The sequence below is a fragment of the Bradyrhizobium sp. CSA207 genome (genome assembly GCF_029051685.1).
Lineage (GTDB): Bacteria > Pseudomonadota > Alphaproteobacteria > Rhizobiales > Xanthobacteraceae > Bradyrhizobium.
Genome location: NZ_JAACFT010000099.1, coordinates 1 through 1,717, shown reverse-complemented (window position 1 = coordinate 1,717; position 1,717 = coordinate 1). Strand labels below are relative to the sequence as shown.

Sequence of the window (1,717 nt, the reverse complement as noted above, 5' to 3'; positions counted from 1 at the left end):
AAAAAGCTGAGCGAATGGGTGATGACAAGGCTAGGACCTGACGTGCCCTTGCATTTCACCGCCTTCCACCCTGACTACAAGATGCTGGATCTGCCCCGTACGCCCGCCTTCACGCTGACGACGGCTCGCGATATCGCGCGCAAGGTCGGGCTGCATTTCGTCTACACCGGCAATGTCCACGACGAGACGGGCCAAAGCACGTACTGCCCGGGCTGTGGTGAGCGGATCATCGGCCGAGATTGGTATGACATCACCACTTGGCGGCTCACAGCGGACGGCCGCTGCGGTATTTGCTCCACCGCAATCCCTGGCTCGTTCGAGGCGCACCCGGGCAACTGGGGGCAGCGGCGCGTCCCGATCCGGATCGGCAGACTGGAACGCTCTTGAATAAGGATGATTGCCGACAGTGAGGCGCCTCGCTGCTGCGTGTTGGAGCGGGAGCCTGATTAGGAGGTCACGATGAAGATTGACAGCACCATCTTTGGCGCGATTACGATTGATGGAAAGACCTATCAGCACGACGTGGTCGTTCGTCTTTCCGGCGAAGTTGTGAAGCGGAAAAAGAAGCTATCAAAGAAGCTGTATGGTACCTCGCACGTGCTTTCAAAAGACGAGGCAAAGTTTCTCTTCGAGAAGGGGTGCGATCAGGTCGTCATTGGCTCGGGTCAGATGGGCCACGTGCACCTGTCACCGGAAGCTGAAGCCTATTTCGAAAAAAAGGGCTGCGAGGTCGTGTTGAAGCCGACTCCCGAGGCAATCCGGACGTTCAACCGGTCGCGCACAAAGAGGATCGGACTCTTTCATGTGACCTGTTGAAAGAAATGCCTGGTGAAGCTGTGTATCCACGTTGGATCAGCCGGATCGGCGCTCCGCTCATTGCTTTTATTTTGACCGTTGCGCCGTCGGTTTCGACGGTGCACGCCGTTGAGGATGCTCGCGAGGTGAGCGTGGTGTCCTTCGGCCTTTTCGGCGATCAAGGCGTGTTTGGAAGCGAGGCGACCGGCGCAGCACGGGTCGTAGCGGGCCGGTTCGGGGGCGCCCCGATCAACGTGCAATACAATTCGAAGAAAGGCGGAGGTGCAACGATTGAAGGCCTGGCCACGTCCTTGCAAGCGGCGGCCAACGGGATGGACGCCAACGACGACATTCTGTTTTTGATTCTCACCTCGCACGGCTCCCGCGCCGGCCTTGCAGTCAAAGCGGGGCGGCTTACGCAAACGATCACGCCGTCTAATCTCGCCTACATGCTGGCGCGGACCGGCATGCGATACAAGGTGGTGGTCATCTCGGCCTGCTATTCCGGGGTCTTCATCCCTCGTCTCGCGAACCCCGATACGCTGATATTCACCGCGGCCGATGCCGACCATCCATCGTTCGGTTGCCGGGACAAAGCCAAATGGACCTATTTCGGCAATGCCTTTTTCAATGTCGCACTCCGGCAAGCTAAGAGCCTGAAGGACGCCTTTGTTGTTGCGCGCTCGCTCGTCAAAAAGCGAGAAGTGCGCGAGCGCTTCGAGCCGTCGAATCCGCTGATGGCAGGCGGCGAGAACGTGCAGCCGTTGCTGATTGCGCGCCCTTGAGCGACCGGCCGCCTTTGCGGCCGACGCCTGCGTGCCGAAAACTCGCCCGTATTGATCTGCTGACCGAATCGCGCCGCATGTCTGCGTCTGCGCACTTGGCTTCCATTAGCACTTTGGCGATGGTCCGCTCTGCGCCA

General features: G+C 59.3%; 2 protein-coding genes and 1 pseudogene. All 3 read left to right on the top strand.

Translation table 11 applies throughout. From position 1 onward, the window contains the following. A pseudogene (locus tag GWG65_RS40110) lies at nucleotides 1–387 on the top strand (hypothetical protein); the annotation flags it as partial. Nucleotides 388–459: 72 nt separating this feature from the next. Continuing rightward, nucleotides 460–816 carry an MTH938/NDUFAF3 family protein gene (locus tag GWG65_RS40105; RefSeq protein ID WP_275200904.1) on the top strand — a complete coding sequence of 119 codons (357 nt, stop codon included), beginning with the start codon at nucleotides 460–462 and terminating at the stop codon, nucleotides 814–816. A 5-nt stretch (nucleotides 817–821) separates the two neighbouring features. After that, nucleotides 822–1,580: a C13 family peptidase gene (locus GWG65_RS40100; RefSeq protein ID WP_275200905.1), complete on the top strand. Its 759-nt coding sequence runs from the start codon at nucleotides 822–824 to the stop codon at nucleotides 1,578–1,580. Nucleotides 1,581–1,717 lie beyond the last annotated feature (137 nt).

Excerpts from the sequence above, each read along its gene's own strand:
- GWG65_RS40105 (WP_275200904.1), top strand. The coding sequence starts at position 460 with ATGAAGATTGACAGCACCATCTTTGGCGCGATTACGATTGATGGAAAG.
- GWG65_RS40100 (WP_275200905.1), top strand. The coding sequence starts at position 822 with ATGCCTGGTGAAGCTGTGTATCCACGTTGGATCAGCCGGATCGGCGCT.